Here is a 23762-nt window from a genome sequence, read left to right on the forward strand (position 1 = left end):
TCATAAAACACTACTATGGACTACTCATAATAAAATAAGTTCATAATTCACAACCTTTATAAAGACTAAATCTGTGGGCCATGAACTGTCAAATGTCAAGCTACTTCTAGTGCTTTCTTCGGACATTGTTCCACACACACTTCACATTTTAAACAATCCGCATGCAGTACTTTTCCCTGTTTCTTATGATCTAGAACATCTATGCCAATTGGACAATGCTTAGTACATATTTTGCAGTTTACACATTTCGCTTCATCAAATGTAACATGTTTGATTCTTGACTTAACAGGATTCAACTTGGATACATAATGAGCCATCGTTCCCATAGGGCAGAAAGCACACCATGTTCGTTGGTTAAATGTAATACCTAATATAATGGTCAAGAGTGTAGTAATAATAATCATTCGTACAAACACAATGCCAATGGCTCCTGCGTTCCCCCATGCAAATATAAGCTGGAGAGCAAAAGTACTCATAAGTATAATTAGAAATATAGTTCTAAACCATATACTTGTAAACAGTTTTGGTATACCTTTTTTTCGGCTCAGTTTCGATAATATAATATCGTTAAAGCTTCCTCTTGGACAATAGTTGCCACACCACATTCTTCCTTTAAAGAACGCCATTCCGACGGGTGCAAGCATACATACCAAGGCAATCACCCCAACAACGGGATAAATCAAACCTACAATACAATAAGTAATAAGTAATAACCATGACCATTTGTGGATAATTTTGTTTAACTTTTTCATCGAACATACCTCCTTCACCAAATATACCCCCAGTGGGTATGTTTTTATTATATGCAAATGCAAGGAATTTGTCAAACAGATAAATTATTTTTTATACTGGAACTTGCTATATTTATTTCTACTATTTTTACTTTATCATAATTGATGCATTTTCCTTTAAACATCTTGATACTTCGCAGATTTTAGAATATAATTTAGTCAGCATAATACAAATCTGCGTCAGCCGGAGGATGATAATTATGGAAAATGAAATTTTACGACAGATTCTTGATGAATTAAAGGGCCTAAAAATTGCGCAACTGTCAACCAATCAACGTCTTGATAGTTTGGATCAACGCCTTGACAGGGTAGAACAACGGCTTGACGGAACGGACCTACGCCTTGATAAGATGGAACAACGTCTTGACGGGATGGGTCTGCGCTTTGATAAGATGGAACAACGTCTTGACGGGATGGATCTGCGCCTTGATAAGATGGAACAACGTCTTGACGGGATGGGTCTGCGCTTTGATAAGATGGAACAGCGTTTTGATACCATGGAAAATGATATTAAGGAAATTAAATCTGATGTACGTACTATCAAAGAACAGATTATCGACCTCGAAGCTAAAAATGCCAATAATCATTTGGAAATTAAAACACAATTAGATAATCTTTCAAAAGAGATATCCATACTTCAAGTCGTATCTGGCAAAAACATGGCCGATATTGCAATGCTTAAAGCAGTTAAATAAAATTAATTCCATAATCATCGATCCAAAAATTGTGGCACATGTAGATAAAATTGCAAACCAGAAATTGAATAAATGACAGTGGACCTTTCCTCGTGTGTTGCCCTTCATACAGGAACATAAAAAAGATAGGTGAAACCCACCTATCTTTTTCTATTGAATAACCTTTTATAAATAATCCCAGATTATTTTTAATCTTCTTAGCAAGAATGGCACATAAGCACTTTTATGTAATGTCTGGTAGACAATGTTCGAAATACTACAGATTAATAAGAAATAAAAATACCGGTATCGTAATCAGACAATAAATCGTTGATAAGAAAACACTTTTTGAGGCTATTACAGGGTCACCTTTATAGTTTTTTGCAAGCACTGCCGCCGAGGCCTGAACTGGCGCTGCTGCTTCTATGGTAAGAATAGACTTTAGCATAGGATTCATTGGTATAAAATATAAAAAAACTAAAAACAGCAAGGGAAAAATTAAAACTTTTGTGATTGCAACAACTTGTGTTTTCTTCTCCGTAATGATTTCTTTTATACGAAATCCATATAAATTAGCACCTATCACCATAAGTGCCAAAGGAATAGCAATATCTCCGATTCCTTCTATTACCTTTTGTACAATAACAGGCGGTCGAATACTAAAAAAGAACATAATTAAACCAACCGTGATAGCAGTGATCCCTGGGTTAATTAAGTTTTTTAAAGTAGAAATACTAATTTTTTCTTGTTTGTATATATTTACTCCTATGGTCCAGGTAAATAGATTTTGAACAGCTATATAAATGGACGCATAAAGCATTCCTGTACGACCAAACAATGCATTACATAAAGGATATCCTAAAAAGGCCGCATTACCAAATATCAAACAGTATCTCATTGATTTATTTTGTTTATCCTCTCCATGAATAAATTTTATAATATACTTACTAACAATTGAAGTAAATAGCATAAACACAAACGTTGCAACTGCAATAATACCAATATTCACTGCATGCTCATCTTTATACTGTATATTCATGGAGTCTAACACTAATAATGGCCATGCAATATTTACAACCAGTTGGCTAATATCTTTAATCCCATTATCCGTAAGTATATTTCTTTTTCTTACAATATATCCTATGAGAATATACAACATTAAAATAAATATCTCTGATATAACACTGATATAATTCATTGGTCCTCCCGTTAATAAAATAATGCTCTCGAAAACTCATAAGGCTTCCGAGGCCTATGTTATGAGGTCTGAGCTTTACCTCATACCCCCAATATTCTTCATATATTTCCTTCAATGTTTCCAAAAATTTTTATTAATTTATTACATATATTAACATATATGCGTTGATTCTGCCTTGACATTTCTAAAACCGCCGCAAGACCGAAGTGTATGGTGTATTTTCCCACTCCATTTGTAAACTCGTAAAATCAAAAATCTAATACTTTATGGAATAACCTTTAGCACATACTAACATTATAATATAAAACTTAATAAGAGGATAGAACTTTTTCAATCAAATTGTATGATAATTAAATAAAAATGCTCCTAGCACTCCATTACTTCTATTAAATCACCTTCTTTTATCTTTCCACCTTTTAAAACCTTTGTAAAAATTCCTTCCCTAGGCATAACACACTGTCCAACCTGTTGTTTTATTGCGCAGCCGTTATGGCATTCCTTGCCAATTTGGGTTACTTCCTGAACCGTTTCTCCTATGCGCAGTCTAGTACCTACAGGTATTTTATGCAGTTGAATTCCTTCAGTAGTAATGTTTTCAGCAAATTTACCGTTGCATAAGCCTTTTGCTCCCATTTGCTTCATTTTTTCAATGCTTTCAACTGCAAGCAGGCTTACCTGCCGGTGACCTTTGCCAGCATGCGCATCACCTATTAATCCATAGTCTTCTTTGAATATTCCAACCTCTATCGGTTCTTTTATAACTCCTTTTTTTTCACTAATATTGACAGACCTCACTTTTCCTTTTAAAATCATCGTTCTTCCTCCTTTATATATTCTCCTGACTTCCCGCCGGTTTTTTTAACTAAATATATATCCCCTATTATCATATCTTTATCAATCGCCTTACACATATCATAAATTGTTAGCGCTGTTGCCGCGACAGCAACCAATGCTTCCATCTCTACCCCTGTTTTCCCAACAGTTTTGACTTCCGATTCAATTTGAATTTCATCTTCTGCGATAGAAAATCTAATATCAGAGCCTGTCAATAGTATATTATGACACATAGGTATTAAATCACTGGTCTTCTTTGATGCCATAATTCCTCCAACCTGTGCAACTGAAAGGACATCTCCTTTTTTAATCAGACCTTCACGTATTTTTTGAACCGTTTCTTTTTTCATTTTTATGTGCCCCCGGGCTATGGCAATTCTTTTTGTATCATCCTTATCACTGACTTCTATCATATGAGCCCTTCCACTTTCGTTAAAATGAGTAAAATTCATCCCTTATCCCCCAATCTGCACCATGTTTCGTATAATATACTTTCCTTCTTCCAAGTGATGTGAGAAAGGTTTCTGCAAAATTGAATTTGATATAACTTCTCTAACCAGTTTTCTATTTGGCAATAATTCCTTCAAATTTATTTCATCATCAGAATGAAGACAGTGCTTCAACCTTCCATCAGCAGTTAATCGGATGCGGTTGCAACTTTGGCAGAACTTGCAGGATATAGGACTTATAAGTCCTATACGTCCTATACCATCTGGTAGTTTATAATAATCTGCCGGTGACGCAGGGTCTTCCTTGGCCATTTTTATCAACTCTTTTCTTTTGTCTAATATTTTTGTATTTGATAAAAATCTATTATTTGACCATCTCGCCGCCTCACCAATAGACATTAATTCAATAAATCTGATATCCATATTTATATATCTTGTCAAGTTTATAAAATTGTCAATTTCATCTTCATTGAAATTCTTAATGACAACTACATTCATTTTAATAGGGTTAAGACCTGCTTTCTGTGCTTCTTCTATTCCTTCCAATACATGTTTTAAGCTGCCACCCCTTGTTATATAAGAATATTTTTCATCATTCAAGGTATCAAGGCTTACATTCAGCCTTTTTAAGCCTGCAGCTTTTAGGTCTTTTGCAAATTTTTTCAATAAAGTTCCATTGGTTGTCATGGAGAAATCCTTTAATCCGTCAATGCTTGCAACTTTCTCAATTAATGTTAAAATTCCTTTCCTGACTAAAGGTTCTCCCCCGGTAATTCTAATTTTATCTATGCCTAAAGCTACAAATTCCTGTGCGAGCAACTCTATTTCTTCTAACTTAAGAATATCTTTATGACTTTTCTTATAAACTCCTTGAGCAGGCATACAATACCGACACCTCAGATTACACAGATCTGTGACTGATAATCTTAAATAATTTATGGTCCTTCCATGGCAGTCTTCCATCACTCTTCACCCACTCTCTGAGTTTCTCCCGTGTCTTCCAATTCATAGCCGCCTAAATCCAGTACTTTGTTTCTAAAATCATCCGATTTCAAAATTGATATAAACTCTTGAATCTTTGGATCATCTAAGTATTCATGAGGGACTAAAAAATCATAACTTTCATAGGCAATAGGGATAAAATCCAAGTCTAAAGCTTTTGCAGCCGAGTAAACCCCCATTCCCACATTGGCTGACCCTGTTTTTACACTTACCGCCACCGCCATATGTGTTGCCATTTCTCTTTTATAACCCTTTATGTCATTCGTATTGATACCCAATCTTTTACAATGATAATCTAAAAGTATTCTTGTACCTGCACCTCTCTGCCTATTAACGAAGCAGATGTCCTCCCTGATTAAATCTTCAAAATTCTTGACATTGTCTGGATTTCCTTTTTGAACTATAAAACCTTGCAGCCGTTTTACACCTTTGATCAATGCCATCTTCCGGTCTGGAAAGTATTTTTTAATATAACTGATATTATATTCACCTGTACTTTCATCAAGTAAGTGTATTGGAGAGATATGACATTCCTTTCTTTTCATTGCCATGATACCGCCTATGCTTCCTACATGTCCAAATGAAAGCTTCATCTGATCTGCGATAATATCCATAATCAAGTCATGACTTCCTATGGAGACTAGAGTACCTTTTATGCTTTCCAGCGGCTTTAACAGTTTTACCTGAATCTCTTGTCCTGCTTCTACTCCTTCACTTTGCCTCGATATTTCAAATATGCCATCTGCTTTTACCAGACTCATTGTCGCCCCGGCTCCCCGTACTAAAGGCGTTGCAATAAGTCTCCCTTCTACGTAGCCTAACGTAACTCGCACTAACTCCTTATTCTTCAAAGAAGAAACTAACCTTTTCGAAATGGTTGCAGAAACTGTTTCTTGCATATCATGTTTTTGCCCTGTATATTTCAGTAGTAAGGGTTTAACAAATGCTTCAAAAACTAAATATGCCGACACAGGGTATCCAGGGATACCTATCACCGGTTTTTTATCTATTAGTCCCAGAATAGTTGGCTTGCCTGGCTTGATTGCTATTCCATGTGCAACAACCTGTCCCAGCTCTGCAATGACCTTTGCAGTATAATCTCTGGTTCCTGCCGAGGAACCTGCATTCACAATTAATATTTCATTTTCTTGTACACCTTGAATAATTGCGTTTTTTAGAACTTCATAATCATCTTCACAAGGAGGATATCTGTTTGGTTTCCCTCCGTATTGGGAAACCAGGGCAGCAAAAACCCTGGAATTTGATTCTATAATTTTTCCTTCTTCTAATGCATCAAAACTTTCCACCAATTCAGAACCTGTAGGGATAATTCCTATACGAGGTTTTTTATAAACCTTTATTTTTTCGATTCCTCCTGAAATGAGTGCTCCAATATCTAAAGGTCTAATTTTATGCTTTGACGGAATAATCATTTCCCCAGCGACAATATTTTCACCAATAGGCCTTATATGCTGCCAAGGATATGCAGGAGTAATGATTTTTACTTTTCCATCATCCATTTTGATGACATCCTCAATCATGATGACAGAATTATAAGGTTCACGAATCACATTACCTGTATTGACGTATTGAAAATCTTTTCCCTCTTCCAGAATTTTGGGGTTCATTTCTGTTATTCCATAGGTACACTCTGCTCTTACTGCAATACCATCCATCGCAGCTGCATTGTAGCTCGGGTCAGAACATCTTGCATAAACAGCCTCAAAGGTTACCCGTTCAATAGAATCAATAACATTAATTGTTTCTGAACTGATATCTTTTTCTCCTATTACTTCAAAATAATCTTTTTTAACTTGTTCTTCATCTCTATTGGATATATATACATTGGCCCCGTCTCTATTCACTCTTTCATCCCCCTAAAGAAAATAAACATCTACTTCCTCCCCTTTATTTAATCCTTCTATATGATCTTGAATAATAATATATCCAGAAGCTTTTGAAAGAAGAGTAATCAAACCCGACTTGCCAAAGCTTGGTACCGCATAAAGCTTTCCATCTCTTTCTTGTAAATTGACAACTTGATATGTTTCTTTCCCTGGTGAAGAATGCACATTAAAATCAAGTATAGCTTTTGTCATGTTTAGGTTTTCTTTAGCCTTCATTATTGACTTGATAAAGTATTCTACAAAAGCTTTAAACACTATCATAGCAGAGACCGGATGTCCTGGAAGGCCAAATACTGCTTTTCCCTCTATCTCACCAATGATAGTTGGTTTACCTGGCTTTATGGATACACCGTGAACGAAAACTCCTTTTCCTTCAAAAGAATTTATAACGTCATACGTAAAATCTCTTGTTCCCACTGAACTGCCACCTGAAATTATAATAATATCGGAAGTGTCCATTCCTTTTTTAACTTCTCTTTTTAACAATTCAAAATCATCGTTTACAATAACCTTATTTACAACTTCACCGCCCATTTTTTTAACCAGCATGCTTAACACGTATCCATTAATATCTCGAATTTTCCCTGGAGTTAACTCTTCATCTAAATCAATAATCTCATCTCCGGTAGAAACAATATAAACTCTTGGCTTTGCATAAACATTTACTTTTGGAATTCCTATTGCTGCCAGCACACCTATATCTTGAGGAGTAAGCTTTTTTCCCTTTTCTAACACAAACTGACCATTTTTTATATCATCACCTGCATAAATGATATTTTCTCCTACACATACGGGTTTATAGATAGCGATGGTATCTTCATCTAATTTTTCAATATGTTCTATCATGACTACACTATCCGCCCCTTCTGGAATCATTCCTCCCGTAGGCACATATACAGCCTCCCCTGCCGATACTTGAAGAGCCGTTTTTTCACCCATTGATACCGTTCCGACTACTTTTAAGAAACTCGGCATAAAATCACTTGTTCCATGGCTGTCAGAACTTTGAATTGCGTATCCGTCTACTGTAGATCTGTTAAATTGGGGAACTGCAACAGGCGATATAATATCTTGAGCTAAAATCCTATCGAATGAATCTATAATATCTACGCTTTCTATAGATAAGGTAAAGCTTGCAAACACTGCAGCTAACCTTTCTTTTACCTCATTCACCGAAAGCACTTTTAAAAATCTCATTTGGTCTATCTACCCTCCCGTTTTTCAAATATATAACTTTATCACAAATTCGTTTAGCCTGTCTAGTATTGTGGGTAATCATAACAACGGTAGCCCCTATTTCTCTGTTAAAGTTTATGATTTGGCGTTCAAAGTCCTCCACTGTATCTGAATCTATGTTCGAAGCAGGTTCATCCAAAAGCAATATCTGCGGTTTAAAGATCAATGCTCTTGCGAATGCCACTTTTTGGCTTTCACCACCGGATAATAAATGTGCTTTTTTATTCCTTAATTCTGCAATCCCCAGTTTTTTTAAAATATCTTCTACTTCTTTTTCCCGCTGAGACTTGGGAATGCCTCTAATTTTTAAAGGATATTCGATATTTTCATATACACTTCTTCTAAGTAGATATGATTTTTGAAAGACCAACGTCATTTTTTTCAACACATCTTCATCCAGATTTTTATTATCATATCTTACGCTACCGGAATACCTCTGATCCAGTCCACTAATAATGTTTAAAAGAGTGCTTTTACCTGCTCCGTTTGGACCAACCAAACCTGTTATTTTCCCATTTGGAAAATTTAAATGTTCAATATCTAAAATCAGTTTATCGTTATAAAATTTTTTTAAATTACGAATCGATATCTGCAATTTTCTCCCTCATTTTATTATGAAAATAACATATCAAAGTAAATAGTTTTAACGTTTATCTTATTCTCTTTATGGGCATTGTATAAATCCATGTGCCCAGAGACAAGCACCACAAACAGGAAAAGTATTGCCAAAACAATCTTTCTTGTTTGATTGAAGATTATCACATCCTCCACAGCTATGACATGGCGAAAAGTCAAACGCATCTACTTTTTCTCTAAAACTTAAATATTCTTCTGAATTCCAAATATCTTTTAAACTTATTGCAGTGATATCTCCTAGAATATATGCGTCTATACATCTCTCAAAATCATGTATGTAGGTTGTATACGAATGAAGCAGCCCCATACACGGGACAACTTTACCATCCCATCTTATAAAGGTACACCGCTCTTTAATAAACTTGCAGGTCTGAGTACTAATATTTAACCTATGATTCAATAAAGAGATGTTATGATTAAACTTAAACAAAGAACATAGTGCTTCTTGTGTAATATTATTGATTGGTATTCTTGGAATATTAATCATTGGTTCTACAGAGGCATAAACCATTGGGTCAATACTGACTATATCTTCATACAACATTTGTTCTCTCATGCTTTTATCATAAGGTAAAACATTGCTGACTGAGATCTTTTTTGCTCCAACACGCCAAGCTAAATGAGGTATTTTTTTTAAATCGTTAACGTTTCCTTTCGTAACGACAAAGGCAATTCCTACCTCAATCTTGTGAGAACTTCCTTTATTAGCTTTTTCTAGATATCTTAGGCTATTAACAATTTGATTAAAATTCGCCCCCTTTCTTACATCTTCAAAATTATCTACATTTACACCATCGAAAGATACCCATAAAGTATCCAATCTATTTTCTATTAGCCCATTAATAAACTTTTCATCTAATAATGTTCCATTTGTCACCATCGCTACTTTCAAGCCTAAAGATTTGATCCTGCCAATCATATACAATATATCCTTATGATAAGTGGGTTCTCCGAAACCGCCAAACATTACGGATTGTATATCTTCAAAATCTTTTAACTGTTCAACCAATCTATCAAATATTTTAATATCCATTTCTCCCATTGGCTCATCCCAATTATTTCTTATACATGTTTTACAAGCCAGATTACATTTGGATGTAGGTTCAATATATACTTTTGCAAGACTATGTATATTTGCTAACAACTCAACCCTATCTTCTCTTAAAATCAGCTTTGCTTTTGATGCATTAGTTAAACCTAGTTTCTTAAGAACTGCTTTTGGTATTGTAAGAAAGCCCTCTTTGGTTATCGTAATATTATAAAAATCCTCACCTAAATTTATATCATTATTTGTCTTTTTAGTAGTCATTTAGTTAAATTCCCCCTCGATAATATTGTTGGCAATAAAGTAAGCTATCTTATTTCCGTTTCCCTAAAGGAATAAATCGTACTATTTATTAATAAAGAAATCAATAAAAGTATCAACCCGAGCGCTATCGCCATTGTATAATTGCCCATAGAGTTCCACATAGCAATGGACGTCGTTATTACTCTTGTGTGCCCTTTTATGTTACCTCCCACCATCATTACTGCTCCTACTTCAGAAATCGCTCTGGAAAAAGCTGCTACTATATTTATAAATAAATCCAACTCTAACTCTTTAATAACCAGCACTATCACTTGAACCGGACTAGCACCCAAAGTAATTCCTAATTTTTCAATCTCTTTTCCCCTGTTTCTAACTAGGTTATATGTTAATCCCAATGTAAGAGGGGTAACAAGTATGGTCTGCGCTATAATCATCGCTATAGGAGTATATAACAGCTTTAGAAAACCTAAAGGCCCTCTTCTTGAAAGTGCAATAGACACCACCAGTCCCACAAGCACCGAGGGTGTACTCATCAATGTGTGCAGAATCCTCGCAAACAATCTCTCCCCTTTAAAATGCTTAAGACCTAGCCAAACTGCTAAAGGGATAGATATCACTGAAGAAATAATAGTAGAGAGAGAAGATACAATTAAAGACAGCAAAACGATTTTATAAAGTTCCATATCAAATGAAAATATCAATTTTAAAGCATGCACTATCCCTTCTGCTATATAATCCATCTTCTCTCCCCCTCTCTAATCTAAAAAAATTTTTAATATTTCTTTTCTCACCGTTATGATGTTTCCTTACTTCTTGGCATTCGGCGTAAATAACGGTTCACCAAACTTATCTTTGCCGAATTCACCAATCATTTTCTGTGCTTTTTCTGAAAGAATCCAATTTACAAATTGCTCAGCACCTTCACGGTTTATATTTTTATTCTTTTCCGGATTTACCGCAATCACTCCATATTGGTTGAACAGTCTACCATCCTTTTCCACTACAATTTCAAGGTCTAATGTGCCTTTCATGCTCAAATAAGTAGCTCTGTCAGTTAAAGTATAAGCATTCACATCATCTGCCATCTTCAAAACTTCTCCCATTCCGCTGCCAGCTGATACGTAAAAGTCACCTTTAGGCTCAATACCTGATGCTTTCCAATGCGAGAGTTCATTTTGATGCGTCCCTGATTGGTCTCCTCTTGATATAAATTTGTATTGGTTTTGATTGATCAATTTAAAACTCTCAACAATATTGTTTGGGCACTTTTCCTTCAGTTTTAGAGGATCATCCTTGGGTCCTACCAACACAAAGTCATTGTACATTACATCAAATCTTTCAAGGCCATGACCTTCCTTCACAAATTGCTCTTCTGAAGATTTTGCATGAACCAAAAGCACGTCTGCTTCTCCATCTTTCCCCATTTGAAGTGCCTTTCCTGTTCCTACCGCTATTACTTTTACTTGTATATTTGTATCTTTTTCAAATGCAGGCAGCAGGTAATCCAAAAGCCCGCTGTCCCTTGTGCTTGTAGTAGTGGCTAAAATAATACTAGATGGCTGCTGACTTTCTTTTCCCGTTTCATTGCCAGCAGCAGGTGTTTCATTCACAGGAGCAGGTGACTCCTTGGTAGCTGCAACAGAACATCCTGCAAATATAGTTATAATAAGAATCATTGTTATTATTGCGCACGTTCTCTTCATAGATGGACTCCTCTCAAATTCTATTTTTATATAAAAAAAAACAACCCTGAAGGATTGTATTTTGACAAGTTTATTCACATACAGCATTTAATAAAAACTATTGTTCTTATCATTGATACTATATGAAAACGAAGAGTCAAAATAATCCTTTCCAAATAAGGGAGGCAAAAAGATTTCTCTTTTTACCCATTGGCATACCATTCATGGTACCAACACTTTAGAATGGCAGCTCGGATATTTTGAGCTTATTCAATTAAACCCTAAATCATTGTCTTGCACACTCGGCAGTTTTTCCAAGCAATATTTCCAAACCATGTTGTATACTATCCATTACATACTCCAACGACTCTTTTACCGCTTTTGGACTTCCCGGAAGGTTTAATATCACTGTTTTCCCACGAATGCCGCATACGCCTCTGGAAAGCATTGCTCTGGGGGTAAAAGCAAGGCTGTAAGCACGTATTGCTTCTGCAACACCCGGTACCTCACGCTCAATTACACTCTTTGTAGCTTCAGGTGTTATATCCCTTTCACTAAATCCTGTTCCCCCGGTTGTAAGGATCAGGTTAGCCTTTAGAGTGTCAGCCATATAGATCATCTCTCTGCTTAATTGTTCGTAATCATCCGGCAATACCACATATCTTATTACAATGTAGCCTTTCTCACTTAAAATATCTTGAATTACTTTGCCGCTTTCATCGACCCTTTGTCCTTGAGCGCCTTTGTCACTTGCTGTAATTATTCCAACAGAAAACATCTATAAACCTCCTAAAGAGTATCCATACTACCTGTATGTTTGTAAAAAGAACAATTGCAATCGTTCTTTTTTTACATTAATAATATACTGCAAAATCGATGCCAAAATTGAAGCCTTGATAATTAAGCCTTTTCCTAAAATCAATGAATTATAAGTTCCCATTATGGTAATTAATGATTAAACGTGCCCATGTGGTAACAAAAATTCAAATTCCCATTATGGGAATTTGCCCCATAATGGGAATTTGCGTTACAATATACTCCAACATTATGTAATTATAAGTGTATAACATTATATTCATTCTCTAACACATTAATAAATAAAAGTTTTTTTCTCAATAACTCCCCTCGTCCAGTTAGTATCTTAATCACTTCGCTTACTTGAATTGATGCAATGAGTGGCGGACCAAAGGTAGGGGTTCCTATTTTTTCTTTTGACTTTTCCATCGGTATATTTCTATATATTTTGTTTAATGTCCTATCTCCGGGGAAAATAGTAGTTGCCTGTCCATACCACCCGCCAATAGCACCATGGACGAAAGGTATTGATGACTCTTCTGACAGTTCTTGAAGGATTAATCTTGTTTGAACATTGTCCAAGCAATCCACAATCACATCATGCCCTGAAATGATTTCTTTACCATTTTCTTTGGTAAAATTTCCATAAATAGGAGCAACCTGTACCGAAGAATTTACAATCCTCATTCTTTCCTGAGCAATAAAAACTTTTTCTTTACCTATATTTATTTCATTTGATAATAGCTGGCGATTAAGATTAGATAATTCGAATACATCCTTATCAACTGCTGTAATAGAACTGACCCCTATTCTTCCTAACATTTCTACTACATATCCGCCTAAACCGCCACATCCTATTACGCACACCTTACTGTTTTGAACTTTGTCATTTTCTTCCGGAGATAAAGTACCAATATTTCTGCTGTATCGCTCCATAATCAATCTTTCCTCATCCTTTAAAATATAGGTTATACGCCAACTAGCTTTTCACACTTTTTAATCCATATATAATCCACCATTTATGTCCATACAGTACCCGGTGATAAAATCAGCAAATTTTGAGGATAAAAAGGCTATTGCTTGTGTTACTTCACTGCATAAACCTATTCTTTTTAAAGGTATCAACTCTACATGCTCCTTCATCTGTTCCGGAGTCCTCCATCTTATCATCTCGGTATCTATCATGGCAGGTGCTATAGAATTAACAGTAATGCCATGGGGAGCCAATTGATTGGCTAATGCCTTTGTAAAGCCGATTACACCGGCCTTTGCTGCGCAATAATGTGCACCGGCTCCAATAGAACCACTTTTTGCTACTACAGAAGACATATTTATGATCTTTCCATAGCCCTGTTTCATCATGTAGGGCACTACATGCTTGCAGCAGTTATATATACTTTTTAAATTGGTATCCATCATTCTATCCCAGTCTTCTTCCGATAGCTCAAGAAAGAATCTAGGGTCGGTAATGCCTGCATTATTGATCAATATATCAATCTTCCCAAACTTTCCGATTGTTTTTTCAATAAGCTGCTTAGCTTCCTCATATTGGGCTAAGTCGCCTTTAAATAATAACGCTTGCTGCCCTTTTTGGGTCACTATGTCATATAGTTCTTTCGCCAGTTCATCATTCCTTGCATAACTTATAACTACCTTCGCCCCTAATTCGGCCATTAATTCTGCGGCTTCTCTTCCTATTCCTCGAGAAGCGCCTGTAATAATAGCCACCTTACCTTCTAAAAAAGGAGTATGCATGTCTTTAAAATAATTTATATAATCCACTTTTCTTTTTCCCCCTCCTAGTCCATATACAGTCCGCCATTTACATCGATTGTCTCACCAGTAATGTAATCACCTGCTTTGGAAGCAAGGAACACTACAGCAGCTGCAGTATCTTCCGGTCTACCCATACGGCCCATGGGAATTCTGCTGATAATAAATTTTTTCTTTTCTTCACTTCTGTTTTTTATCATTTCTGTTTCTGTTGTTCCAGGTGCTACCGCATTTACATGAATTCCTTGAGGAGATACCTGTAAGGCCAATTGGCGCGTTAATGCCATGATTGCTCCTTTGGAGGCACAATAATGCACTCCTGCCAGCGGGAAGCCTTGCTTGCCTCCAGTTGAAGCAATATTAATAATTTTACCCTTCCTTTTCCCCAGCATATGACGTACTGCAGCCCTACAGCAGTAAAATGCGCCCGTCAGGTTTACAGCCATTAGTCTGTCCCAGTCCTCATCGCTGATTTCTGTAATTGAAGCATCCCCCAGTATCCCTGCGTTATTAACCAAGATATCAATCTTCCCATATTTCTTAACGGTATAATCCATAAGAGCTTCTACACTTTTACTATCTGTTATATCCGTTTTTGCCATCTCAGCCTGAAGCCCGTTAGCAGATAACTCATCGCAAATCTGTTGACCGCTGCTTTCATCTATATCTGCTATAATCACGGTTGCACCTGCTGATGCAAGAGCACAGACAATAGCTTTGCCTATACCTTTGGACCCACCTGTAACTATGGCAATATCCCCTTTTAAATCAAACACATCTCTCAACTCCTTACATGACTTTCATTTAATACCCTAATGCTAAGGAAGGTAATATCAATACTATTTGCGGGAACAATGTTATTAAAAGAAGCACTACAATTAAAGGTATATAGAAAGGTGCTACAGCCCTTACCATTTTGTCAAGGCTTAATTTAGCAACCCTCGCTACCGCATATAAGCACATACCTATAGGAGGTGTTAATAAGCCTATCATTAAATTCAATACCATGACTATACCGAGGTGAACAGGATCAATACCAAGTTTTGCAGCTAATGGTATCATCATAGGTGTTAATATGATAATCGCTGCATTGGTCTCCATAAAACATCCTATTACTAATAAGAAGACGTTAATAAGCAGTAAAATAATCACTGGATTCTGGCTTACAGCGAACAACTTCTCCATGAAGTACTGTGGCATTTGCGTTTTTACAAGCAAATATCCATAAAGTGAAGAAGCAGCAACGATAAATAATATTACCGCAGTTTCTTTGATTGTTTCCATAAAGATATTGATAAGATCCCTTACCGAAAGTTCTTTATATACAAAAACAGTTAATATGAAAGAATAGACAACTGCTACGGCTGATGCTTCTGTAGGCGTAAATATACCTGATAAAATCCCGCCAATAAGAATGACAGGCGTCAATAAAGGCCAAAAAGCATCCTTGAAATCATGCCAAATTTCCTTCCACTTGGGGAAAGGAATCTTAGGATAATTTCTTTTGATGGAATAATATGCAACCAGCACCATCATGGCTCCTCCCATTAAAAGTCCTGGAACGATTCCCGCTAAAAGAAGAGCTGCAATGGAAACATCCCCCATAACACCATACATAATCAATGGTATACTTGGTGGAATAATCGGACCTATGGTTGAAGAAGCTGCCGTAACTGCAGCACTAAACTCTTTATCAAATCCCTGGTCCTGCATTGCTTCTATTTCAATGGTTCCCAAGCCTGCAGCATCGGCTACTGCCGACCCACTCATACCTGCAAAAATAATACTTGCCACAATATTTGCATGTCCTAATCCCCCGGGTAGATAGCCTACAAGTGTATTGGCAAATTTAAATATTTTCTTTGTAATGCTGCCAGTATTCATTAACTTTCCTGCTAAGAGGAAGAAAGGTATTGCAAGTAAAGTAAAATTATTAATTCCATATACCATTCTTTGTGAAATAATACCAAAAGGTATTTCGGTTATACCTCTTTGAAAAATAAGTACAACAAGCGAAGTGAGGCCTATCGCATAAGGCACAGAAAATCCAAGTATAAATAGTAGTACTAAAACTCCAAGGAATATTGTTAAAATCATTATCCTTCTCCCCTTCTTTCTCCACTGTCTATATTTTTATTAAAATTTATTACCTGTTTTATCAGATACCAAGCAGCTAAAGGTGCACCAATTACTGCAGGAATATAGATTACACCACCACTCATCCATGGTATAGATCCTAGCATATATATCCAGGATTCTCTAAGCATTTTAATGCTGCCCACAAAGAAGATTATTAAAAAAACTATGGAGAGAATATTTATTATAACTTCTAATACATATCTTACTTTTAAAGGCAATTTCTCCAAGAGATATGTCGTTCTAATTTGAGCGTTTTCCGCTTCAACAATAGCGACACCTATAAAAACGAGCCAGATATATAAAACCCTTGCAATCTCTTCGGTCCATGGAACAGACGTTTTTGCTACATACCTGAAAAACACCTGTAAGATCACTAATGAAACAAGCATAACAAAAATGAATAAACAGAACCCTTCGACAAATTTTATAACTTTACTTTTACTCATGTAGCTGCTCTTTCCTCCTTTTTAATTATCAAACATATACAACATCAAATATCCAGAATTTAATGAGATTTGGATGGACTAGCCATCCAAATCTCATTTTTCTTTACCTTATTCTAAGAAACCTTTTACTTCATCCCAAACACCTGGTGCCCAATTCTTGGATAATTCCTTAATCGCAGGAAGTGCAGCCTGTCTGAATAACTTCTTATCAACTTCAACGATTTCATTGCCTGCATCTTTTAGCTTTTGCTCAAGTTCTTTATCAAGTTTCTCCTTTTCCTGGTCTCCCCATTTTGTTGCTTCATCTGCAGCTGTAAGAATGATTTTCTGCTGATCAGGACTCAAACCATCAAACCATTTCTTACCGACAACCCAGTGGAAAACGTTATAAAGGTGCTCTGTTTTTATAGTATATTTTTGAACTTCATATAACTTCGCACTAAGTATATTTTCATAAGGATTTTCCTGTGCGTCTACAACCTTCGTTTGTAAGGCACTATAAACTTCAGCCCAAGCGATAGGAGTAGGCAGTGTACCTAAACCTTTCCATACCGTTACCCATGTAGGAATTTCTGGTACTCTTAGTTTCAAACCTTTTAAGTCTTCAGGTTTTTCAATTTTCTTATTAGCTGTAAGGTTTCTTGCACCTCTTTTTTGAAGTGCTACTAGCTGCACACCGCCTCTATCTATTAAGGCTTTCTTAATTTTATCTCCTAGCGGACCATTCCAAGTTTTATATACTTCTTCAAGGTTAGGATAAATAAAAGGAATCACAGTAGGATCGTATTCAGGTGCTAACTGTGAAGTCAGTATATCACCAAAAATACTCATTTGAATTTCTCCTACTTTTAGCTGTTCCATGTTATCCTTTTCTCCACCTAAAGCAGCGCCCGGAAAAAGTTTAACAGTAATCTGCCCGTTACTTCTTTCTTCAACTAGTTTTTTAAACATTTCTGCCGATTTAACTTCATTCGTATTTGGTTGAGTGTGGATTGCAAAAACAATCTCGACTTGTTTTCCTTTAGAGGCAGTCTCTTTTTTCTCTTCTGGTTTAACTTCTTGCTTGGTTTCTTTTTGGGCATCTGATGTGCTCGGGGCACTGGAAGTGCCAGGTTTTTGTCCACACCCCGTTAAAGTAGTAGCAATTAGAACACCAACTAACAACATAGAAAAAATTTTCTTCATCTTACCTTCTCCTTTACTTTATTTTTTTGATCTGGGGAATGCTTTTACAATCTAATGTTGTCCACCACCTCCTTTTAGCAGCTATCTCGAATCGTCCTCATGTCACGTTCCTGACCAACATACCTTCAACTTTACAATCACACATCTATATACTAGAATAACTTTTTGCATATATCCAGAGTTTTTGCAATATTAACAAACATCTTACTTATAAGATTGACTGAAGATGTTGGTAATCCTCTTTTAGATGGCTGTATAATGTCTTGTACAGTTGAAAGTACTTATCGTAGAGATTGGTAACTTCTCCCTTTGGCTTGAACTCTGATTGTATTTGGACCATTTTCTTGACCTCATTATACTTACTAAATATTCCTACAGCTTTACCAGCTGTAAAAGCACTCCCCAGTGTTTCTGTTTCTACGATTCTGGGCTTTACTATTGTTTTGCCTAATATTTGAGCCATAATTTCTATCCATAATGGACTCAAGGCTCCTCCACCGCCTATTTTGATCTCCTTTACCTGTATTCCCAGCTCTTTTTCTAAAATCTCCAGGTTATGTTTTGTAGCAAAAGCTACGCCTTCCATAATCGCTTTAATAAAATGAGCTTTTTTATGTGACGGAGATATCCCAAAGAAAACTCCCTTTGCATACGAGTCCCATATAGGAGAACGTTCTCCTGCTATATATGGTAAATATATAAGTCCATCGCTGCCTGCGTTTATTCTGGAAGCTTTTAAATCAAACAATTGATATGGACTTAATCCCATATTGTCAGCTGTCAAGGTCTCCATTTCTCCAAAAGTATCCCTAAACCATTTAAGAGAGATACCGCCTCCATTTGTTGGCGCCATTGCCATCCAAGGAGTTTCAGATGTGTAACATACATTTAGAAATCTTTTATCAAATATACTTTCTTTTAAACCGATAGAAAGTCTGCTTACTGTTCCGATAATCAAAAACGGGTCATGCACTCCTATGGCTCCCATGCCTATTGCAGCAGCTGCTGTATCCATAAGTCCTACTGCTACCGGTATGCCTTCCATTAAATCGGTCATCTCTGCAGCTTCTTTTTTAACTTTGCCTATTATTACATCTGAAGGATAGCAGTCTGGCAATTTATCCATAGGTATTTCCATTTTGCTACACAAATCAGTTGACCATTGCCTGTCCCTAATATCAAAAAGGAGGGTGGTAGAAGCTCTTGTATAATCCATAGAAAATTCTCCCGTAAGCTTATACACCATAAACCCGGTTGGCACCAAAAACTTGCTTGTATTTTTAAAAACTTCCGGCAGGTTGTTCTTTATCCAAAGGATATTAGGAGCAGAAAAAGTACCGGCAGCTATTCTGTTTCCAGTAACAGCAAATACCTCATCTTCCCCTATCGTATCTTTAACCCATGATACTTCCTGGAGACACCTGTTATCGATTTGCATAATTGCGTTTATAAGTGGCTTGCCTTCCTTATCTACAGCTACCAGACCGTTTGTACAGCTTATTGCAACCCCTGCTATTCTATTTGCATTGATTTTTGCTTTACCAACACACTCTCGAATAGCTTCCGCAACTTTCAACCACCATTCTTCAGGGTCTTCTTCAGCCCAACCCACATGGGGGGAAATAATCTTGTACTCTCTGTAACCTGAACTAATTAACCGACCCTCAATATCAAACAGGCTGGCTTTACAGCCAGTAGTTCCAACATCTATTCCCAGCAGTAAGTCCATCTTTTTGCCTCCACAACTTACTTTTCTATCTTAAACACGGATTTTAACCCCTGATAATTTGCTTTCATATTAAAGGCCTGTTCCCAATCTTCCAAATGAAAGGTCCCGGTAATAAGTTTTTTTAAGTTAATCTTTCCGGTACTTAAAAGTTCCAGTACTTTACTTTGATTCTCAGGGGATGAAGAAGAAGATCCTGTAAACATGATCTCCTTATAGTGAATAAGGTTAGGGTCTATTGTGATGCTGGAACCTACAGGACAACCTGCAAAGAGTAAGAACATTCCTCCTTTCTTCACATAGCTAAGGGACCCCTCAATCACCTTAGGTAATCCAACATCAAGTATTACCACATCTACTCCTTCACCTTGGGTAAGATCCATCACCTTATTGTGGACATCACCATCTAAGGGATTGATTGTATCAGTGGCACCAAATTCAAGTGCTAGTTTACGTTTTTGTTCGTCTGGTTCTACAATGATTATTTTTTTAGGTCCTTTTAGCTTTGCCAACTGCACATGACATAGACCTATGGGGCCTGTACCTATTATTGCTACTGTATTGCCCGATTTTAATCCTGAACGCTCAATTCCGTGGTAAGCTGCCGTCATAGGCTCAGATACAGCACCCTCTTCATAGCTTACATTCTGCGGAAGCTTGATAATATTTCCTCTCTCGACAGCTTCTTTAGGAATCTTTACAAATTCCGCAAAACCTCCGTCCAATTCATAGCCAAGCGTAATACGGTTTACACATATATTTGTCCTTCCTGAAAGACATGTGTAACATTCATTACATGCAATCATAGGATATACAGTAACTCTGTCCCCCACCTTTACAGATGTTACACCTTTGCCTATCTCTATAACTTCACCTGCAAATTCGTGACCTGTAATTCTCGGCGCACCAATCTTTTTTGTCCCATTGTATATCCTTACATCAGTACCACATACACCGGCATATTTTACTTGTACGAGCACTTCTCCCTCTTTCACTTCCGGTATAGGCCTCTCTTCAACAGCAAATTCTTTTGGTTTTTTAAAAACAAGTGCCCTCATTCTTTCCCTCCTCATTCTTACTGCTCTCATTACATTTTCATTAAATTTAAGTCATTTTCTATAAACATTTACTTATCACACAAGTACTTTAGTTTTCAGATATGGTTTATTTATATTTCTCTAAAATTGCTTTTACCTGCTGCTCAGACAAAGCTCCTTGACCCTTTAGCATAATATGCATTTTGGCATTCTCTTCTACTTCTTCAGCTATATTAAAGGCTTCTTGAAGCTCTTTTCCCACTACCACCATTCCATGATTTTTCATTAACACAACATTAGACTCTTTGATCTTTTGGCTAATACTTTGTGCAAGTTCCGATGATCCCGGGACAAAGAATGGAATAAGGGCCATACTTCCAACTCTCATCGCATATCCCGGTGTATAAGGTGGCATTGGACTGCCTAGGTCATTTTCCTTTGCCAAAATTCCAACAAGAATTGAATAGTATGAATGGACGTGGACTACTGCACTTACATCTGGTCTGGATTTATATGATTCCATATGTAAAAATAATTCTTTTGAAGGTCTAATTGTACCCTTTACATCTCCATCTAATGTTACTTCTACAATATCTTCCGGTTTTATATTCCCCAATGAATATCCGCTCGGAGTAATGTAGACGGTATCTCCCACCTTTATACTTATATTTCCCCCCGAACCACTTACCATGTTTTTATCATATACAGCTTTACATAGGTTTGCAAGCTTTTCTCTGACTTGCTCATTTATACCCATGACAGCCTCACTCCTTATCTTATTTTAAGATTTTGAAACCTCTCCTGGAAATATATAAGACCTTAATTGTTGACCTACAATACTTTTTACATATAATAATATAAGCAAAATTGATACCAAATTAAAAACTTTGCTATTACTGCATTTGAACTTTGACTATTTTCTAACAATTCCCTTTTAAGGAAAAACAAAAATATAATTATTCTTACAGCTGCAAACTCGGTAACACCCCTAAATTCCCAATACGGGATTTTTAATCCCATATTGGGAATTTGTGCTTAATATCTTTCCGTATTTAATACTGTTATATTTTTCCTGATACTAAATTAGGTAAAAACATTGTGATCTGCGGAACATATGAGACTAAAATTAGTACAATAACCATAGCTATAAGTAAAGGCACTATCGCTTTTGATATTCTGCCAATAGATACTTTTGCTATGTTACAGCAAACAAATAACACAACACCTACCGGAGGAGTTACAAGTCCTATGGCTAAATTCATAATCAACATAACCCCAAAATGAATAGGAGACATCCCTGCTGAAACTGCAATCGGTAATAAGACTGGCGTTAAAATAATAAGTGCAGCTGTAAGATCAAGGAATGTTCCTGTAACCAATAGAAGAATGTTAATAATCATCACGATCACAATAGGATTAGATGATACCCCCTGCATCCACTGGCCTATCATTTCTGGTATCTGCTCATAGGCTAACAGCCATCCGAACAAAGATGCTGTTCCGACAAGAAACATAGTCCCGGCTGTACCTGTTATCGTTTCGTGCATGATTTCCTTAAAATGTGTCAATTTGATCTCTTTATAAACGAATGCACCCACAAGCAATGAGTAAACTACAGCAACGACAGCAGCTTCAGTTGGTGTAACAATTCCGCCGATAATCCCGCCAAGTACAAATACAGGCATCAATAAAGCTAAGAAAGCTTCTTTAAAGTTATGCCAAATAACTGTTAAGGTAGGAAATTGTTCCTTAGGAAATTGTTCCGGGTGCAATAAAGCTAAAATATAGGTAGTAATCATTAAGCCTAATCCTACTAATACTCCAGGAATCGCTCCCGCTAAAAACATTTTTCCGATCGATTCCCCGGCGATTACTCCATATAAAATCATTGGAATACTTGGCGGAATAATAATTCCGATAGTTGCTGCTGCAGAAATAACAGCTGGTGCAAATGCTTCATCATAGCCCCTTTTCTTCATCGCAGGGATGAGAATAGCTCCTACTGCTGCAGCATCAGCTACGGATGACCCTGAAATCCCGGCCATAAGCATGTTAGCAACTGTATTCACCATCGCAAGTCCTCCACGAATAAATCCCACAAAGCAGCTTGCGAAGTCTACCAATCTTTTTGCTAATCCGCCTTTGTTCATTATACTACCTGCTAAAATAAAGAAAGGAATTGCCAGCAAAGGGAAAGATTCAACCCCCGTTCCAAAACGTTGTGCTATTAAAGATAAGGGAAGGTCTCCAATATATAAGACTGCAGCAATTGAAGCAATTCCAATTGCAAAAGATACCGGAACTCCAATTGCTAAAAAAATAAAAAATACTCCTAGCAAAATTGTAATAATCATAATTATTCACCTTTTTCAGAGATATATATTTAAGACGTTGGACTATCTACTGCTTATATTAACTCATTCATCTACCGATACATTATCCATTAAGGTATGAGCTGGTCTGACTATAAGTTTTGTAATAAATGAATAGAACGTATTTATAATCATCATGGTCATAGAAACAGGAATAGCTGCATAAACCCAACTCATTGAAACATTAAGAGCAGCAGAAGGCTGATTTACTGTAGATATGGTCAATTCAATTCCACTAGCCAGGACTATACAAGCAAAAACAATAATAACTACATCTATAAAAATACTTAAAACTAATTTTGGAATACCTTTCAAAGTGTTTAAAAGTGCATCAACAGCTATATGGCCTCCATTTCTTAATACAATTTCACCACCTATGAAAGTAAGCCAAATAAATAGAAATATTGCCAACTCTTCTGACCAAGACAATGAATTATGTAAGACATATCTAAAAAATACCTGGGCAAATACAACAATAACCATTGCAATGACAATTAAAACGGTCAATTTTTCAAAAAAACTGTTTAATGCTAATCTAATCTTATTTAAAAAGCTCATTTTATTCACTCCA

General features: G+C 36.4%; 24 protein-coding genes and 1 riboswitch. Of the genes, 1 reads left to right on the plus strand and 23 read right to left on the minus strand.

Annotation, left to right across the window (positions count from 1 at the left end; all coding sequences use genetic code 11):
• Nucleotides 1–95 precede the first annotated feature (95 nt).
• Entirely contained in the window at nt 96–752 is a 657-nt protein-coding gene (locus CIB29_RS13680) for a 4Fe-4S binding protein (protein WP_094550574.1), read from the minus strand.
• A gap of 239 nt (nt 753–991) precedes the next feature.
• Here CIB29_RS13680 and CIB29_RS13685 point away from each other — a divergent pair, with 239 nt between their 5' ends.
• Nucleotides 992–1486, plus strand: coding sequence for a hypothetical protein (locus CIB29_RS13685; protein WP_094550576.1), 495 nt, complete (start codon nt 992–994; stop codon nt 1484–1486).
• A gap of 256 nt (nt 1487–1742) precedes the next feature.
• On the opposite strand, the gene CIB29_RS13690 is transcribed toward CIB29_RS13685, so the two are convergent.
• The 22 genes from CIB29_RS13690 to CIB29_RS13795 form a co-directional block, all read right to left on the minus strand.
• A complete protein-coding gene (locus CIB29_RS13690; RefSeq protein ID WP_094550578.1) occupies nt 1743–2663 on the minus strand; it encodes an AEC family transporter in 921 nt (306 codons plus the stop codon).
• 366 nt (nt 2664–3029) lie between these two features.
• Nucleotides 3030–3476 (minus strand): MOSC domain-containing protein, encoded by a 447-nt coding sequence (locus CIB29_RS13695; protein ID WP_094550580.1) that lies wholly within the window; start codon nt 3474–3476, stop codon nt 3030–3032.
• Complete coding sequence (gene moaC / locus CIB29_RS13700; protein ID WP_094550582.1) at nt 3473–3949, minus strand: cyclic pyranopterin monophosphate synthase MoaC; 477 nt, start codon at nt 3947–3949, stop codon at nt 3473–3475. The genes CIB29_RS13695 and moaC overlap by 4 nt, the downstream gene beginning before the upstream one ends.
• 3 nt (nt 3950–3952) lie before the next feature.
• Nucleotides 3953–4909, minus strand: coding sequence for a GTP 3',8-cyclase MoaA (moaA, locus tag CIB29_RS13705; RefSeq protein WP_094550584.1), 957 nt, complete (start codon nt 4907–4909; stop codon nt 3953–3955).
• Nucleotides 4909–6813: a molybdopterin biosynthesis protein gene (locus CIB29_RS13710; protein WP_094550586.1), complete on the minus strand. Its 1905-nt coding sequence runs from the start codon at nt 6811–6813 to the stop codon at nt 4909–4911. The genes moaA and CIB29_RS13710 overlap by 1 nt, the downstream gene beginning before the upstream one ends.
• 12 nt (nt 6814–6825) lie before the next feature.
• Entirely contained in the window at nt 6826–8052 is a 1227-nt protein-coding gene (locus CIB29_RS13715; RefSeq protein WP_094550588.1) for a molybdopterin molybdotransferase MoeA, read from the minus strand.
• A complete protein-coding gene (locus CIB29_RS13720; RefSeq protein ID WP_094550590.1) occupies nt 8021–8686 on the minus strand; it encodes an ABC transporter ATP-binding protein in 666 nt (221 codons plus the stop codon). Before CIB29_RS13720 ends, CIB29_RS13715 begins: the two co-directional genes overlap by 32 nt.
• A gap of 69 nt (nt 8687–8755) precedes the next feature.
• Nucleotides 8756–10036 carry a radical SAM protein gene (locus tag CIB29_RS13725; protein WP_094550592.1) on the minus strand — a complete coding sequence of 427 codons (1281 nt, stop codon included), beginning with the start codon at nt 10034–10036 and terminating at the stop codon, nt 8756–8758.
• 44 nt (nt 10037–10080) lie between these two features.
• Nucleotides 10081–10776 (minus strand): ABC transporter permease, encoded by a 696-nt coding sequence (locus tag CIB29_RS13730; protein ID WP_094550594.1) that lies wholly within the window; start codon nt 10774–10776, stop codon nt 10081–10083.
• Nucleotides 10777–10842: 66 nt separating this feature from the next.
• Nucleotides 10843–11739 carry an ABC transporter substrate-binding protein gene (locus CIB29_RS13735; RefSeq protein WP_198543888.1) on the minus strand — a complete coding sequence of 299 codons (897 nt, stop codon included), beginning with the start codon at nt 11737–11739 and terminating at the stop codon, nt 10843–10845.
• Nucleotides 11740–11867: 128 nt separating this feature from the next.
• Nucleotides 11868–11987: riboswitch (molybdenum cofactor riboswitch) on the minus strand.
• Nucleotides 11988–12004: 17 nt separating this feature from the next.
• Entirely contained in the window at nt 12005–12496 is a 492-nt protein-coding gene (locus CIB29_RS13740; protein WP_094550596.1) for a MogA/MoaB family molybdenum cofactor biosynthesis protein, read from the minus strand.
• Nucleotides 12497–12771: 275 nt separating this feature from the next.
• Nucleotides 12772–13449: a HesA/MoeB/ThiF family protein gene (locus CIB29_RS13745; protein ID WP_094551123.1), complete on the minus strand. Its 678-nt coding sequence runs from the start codon at nt 13447–13449 to the stop codon at nt 12772–12774.
• A gap of 60 nt (nt 13450–13509) precedes the next feature.
• Complete coding sequence (locus CIB29_RS13750) at nt 13510–14295, minus strand: 3-oxoacyl-ACP reductase family protein (RefSeq protein WP_198543889.1); 786 nt, start codon at nt 14293–14295, stop codon at nt 13510–13512.
• 17 nt (nt 14296–14312) lie between these two features.
• Nucleotides 14313–15062, minus strand: coding sequence for an SDR family NAD(P)-dependent oxidoreductase (locus CIB29_RS13755; RefSeq protein ID WP_157910306.1), 750 nt, complete (start codon nt 15060–15062; stop codon nt 14313–14315).
• 28 nt (nt 15063–15090) lie between these two features.
• Complete coding sequence (locus CIB29_RS13760; RefSeq protein ID WP_094550600.1) at nt 15091–16383, minus strand: TRAP transporter large permease; 1293 nt, start codon at nt 16381–16383, stop codon at nt 15091–15093.
• Entirely contained in the window at nt 16383–16871 is a 489-nt protein-coding gene (locus CIB29_RS13765; protein ID WP_094550601.1) for a TRAP transporter small permease, read from the minus strand. The genes CIB29_RS13760 and CIB29_RS13765 overlap by 1 nt, the downstream gene beginning before the upstream one ends.
• Nucleotides 16872–16979: 108 nt before the next feature.
• On the minus strand, nt 16980–18056 hold the full coding sequence (locus tag CIB29_RS13770) for a TRAP transporter substrate-binding protein (protein WP_094550603.1): 1077 nt from the start codon (nt 18054–18056) through the stop codon (nt 16980–16982).
• Nucleotides 18057–18264: 208 nt separating this feature from the next.
• Nucleotides 18265–19785, minus strand: a complete 1521-nt coding sequence (locus tag CIB29_RS13775) for a xylulokinase (protein WP_094550605.1) — start codon at nt 19783–19785, stop codon at nt 18265–18267.
• Nucleotides 19786–19802: 17 nt separating this feature from the next.
• Nucleotides 19803–20840 (minus strand): alcohol dehydrogenase catalytic domain-containing protein, encoded by a 1038-nt coding sequence (locus tag CIB29_RS13780; protein ID WP_198543890.1) that lies wholly within the window; start codon nt 20838–20840, stop codon nt 19803–19805.
• A gap of 106 nt (nt 20841–20946) precedes the next feature.
• Nucleotides 20947–21576: a class II aldolase/adducin family protein gene (locus CIB29_RS13785; RefSeq protein ID WP_094550609.1), complete on the minus strand. Its 630-nt coding sequence runs from the start codon at nt 21574–21576 to the stop codon at nt 20947–20949.
• Between the two features lie 304 nt (nt 21577–21880).
• Nucleotides 21881–23173 (minus strand): TRAP transporter large permease, encoded by a 1293-nt coding sequence (locus CIB29_RS13790; protein ID WP_094550611.1) that lies wholly within the window; start codon nt 23171–23173, stop codon nt 21881–21883.
• 63 nt (nt 23174–23236) lie between these two features.
• The gene (locus CIB29_RS13795) at nt 23237–23749 is read right to left on the minus strand and encodes a TRAP transporter small permease (protein WP_094550613.1); all 513 of its coding nucleotides are present in this window, start codon (nt 23747–23749) and stop codon (nt 23237–23239) included.
• Between the last annotated feature and the right edge of the window lie 13 nt (nt 23750–23762).

Source organism: Petroclostridium xylanilyticum (assembly GCF_002252565.1).
Lineage (GTDB): Bacteria > Bacillota > Clostridia > SK-Y3 > SK-Y3 > Petroclostridium > Petroclostridium xylanilyticum.

Bases quoted from the DNA above. Each gene is read 5' to 3' on its own strand.
- CIB29_RS13780 (WP_198543890.1), bottom strand. From the start codon at position 20,840: ATGAGGGCACTTGTTTTTAAAAAACCAAAAGAATTTGCTGTTGAAGAG.
- CIB29_RS13745 (WP_094551123.1), bottom strand. From the start codon at position 13,449: ATGGAGCGATACAGCAGAAATATTGGTACTTTATCTCCGGAAGAAAAT.
- CIB29_RS13765 (WP_094550601.1), bottom strand. From the start codon at position 16,871: ATGAGTAAAAGTAAAGTTATAAAATTTGTCGAAGGGTTCTGTTTATTC.
- CIB29_RS13725 (WP_094550592.1), bottom strand. From the start codon at position 10,036: ATGACTACTAAAAAGACAAATAATGATATAAATTTAGGTGAGGATTTT.
- CIB29_RS13680 (WP_094550574.1), bottom strand. From the start codon at position 752: ATGAAAAAGTTAAACAAAATTATCCACAAATGGTCATGGTTATTACTT.
- CIB29_RS13685 (WP_094550576.1), top strand. From the start codon at position 992: ATGGAAAATGAAATTTTACGACAGATTCTTGATGAATTAAAGGGCCTA.
- CIB29_RS13785 (WP_094550609.1), bottom strand. From the start codon at position 21,576: ATGGGTATAAATGAGCAAGTCAGAGAAAAGCTTGCAAACCTATGTAAA.
- CIB29_RS13735 (WP_198543888.1), bottom strand. From the start codon at position 11,739: ATGAAGAGAACGTGCGCAATAATAACAATGATTCTTATTATAACTATA.
- CIB29_RS13690 (WP_094550578.1), bottom strand. From the start codon at position 2,663: ATGAATTATATCAGTGTTATATCAGAGATATTTATTTTAATGTTGTAT.
- moaA (WP_094550584.1), bottom strand. From the start codon at position 4,909: ATGGAAGACTGCCATGGAAGGACCATAAATTATTTAAGATTATCAGTC.
- CIB29_RS13775 (WP_094550605.1), bottom strand. From the start codon at position 19,785: ATGGACTTACTGCTGGGAATAGATGTTGGAACTACTGGCTGTAAAGCC.
- CIB29_RS13730 (WP_094550594.1), bottom strand. From the start codon at position 10,776: ATGGATTATATAGCAGAAGGGATAGTGCATGCTTTAAAATTGATATTT.
- CIB29_RS13760 (WP_094550600.1), bottom strand. From the start codon at position 16,383: ATGATTTTAACAATATTCCTTGGAGTTTTAGTACTACTATTTATACTT.
- CIB29_RS13715 (WP_094550588.1), bottom strand. From the start codon at position 8,052: ATGAGATTTTTAAAAGTGCTTTCGGTGAATGAGGTAAAAGAAAGGTTA.
- CIB29_RS13790 (WP_094550611.1), bottom strand. From the start codon at position 23,173: ATGATTATTACAATTTTGCTAGGAGTATTTTTTATTTTTTTAGCAATT.
- CIB29_RS13740 (WP_094550596.1), bottom strand. From the start codon at position 12,496: ATGTTTTCTGTTGGAATAATTACAGCAAGTGACAAAGGCGCTCAAGGA.
- CIB29_RS13770 (WP_094550603.1), bottom strand. From the start codon at position 18,056: ATGAAGAAAATTTTTTCTATGTTGTTAGTTGGTGTTCTAATTGCTACT.
- moaC (WP_094550582.1), bottom strand. From the start codon at position 3,949: ATGAATTTTACTCATTTTAACGAAAGTGGAAGGGCTCATATGATAGAA.
- CIB29_RS13695 (WP_094550580.1), bottom strand. From the start codon at position 3,476: ATGATTTTAAAAGGAAAAGTGAGGTCTGTCAATATTAGTGAAAAAAAA.
- CIB29_RS13795 (WP_094550613.1), bottom strand. From the start codon at position 23,749: ATGAGCTTTTTAAATAAGATTAGATTAGCATTAAACAGTTTTTTTGAA.